Source organism: Pauljensenia sp. UMB1177, from assembly GCF_030217965.1.
GTDB classification, from domain to species: Bacteria; Actinomycetota; Actinomycetes; order Actinomycetales; family Actinomycetaceae; genus Pauljensenia; species Pauljensenia turicensis_A.
This window is the reverse complement of record NZ_JASOOV010000037.1, coordinates 1-268: the sequence shown is the minus strand read 5'-3', so window position 1 is coordinate 268 and position 268 is coordinate 1. Positions and strand designations below refer to the sequence as shown.

Here is a 268-nt window from a genome sequence, read left to right as displayed (position 1 = left end):
GAAACCTCGCGGGCCACCCGCTACCGGCGCCGCTCCCGCGCCGCCGCGGAAGAATTCGCCGCCGCCTACCCCGAAGATGTGGCGCTTTTTGAGGAACTCGCGGCCTGGCGCGCCCAGCGCGCCCAAGCCACCGGCAAACCGGCCTACACAATTTTCCATGACACCACGCTGCGCGCCCTCGCCATAGCCAAACCGCGCAGCATCCACGCCCTGGCCCAGATCAAGGGGGTGGGAGCCACGAAACTCGCTATCTACGGGGAAGAAATCC

Annotated in this window: 1 protein-coding gene; it reads left to right on the top strand. The window is 67.2% G+C overall.

The window, feature by feature from the left end:
- A partial coding sequence (locus QP442_RS08490) for an HRDC domain-containing protein (protein ID WP_285069799.1) occupies positions 1–268 on the top strand: 268 nt, incomplete at both ends.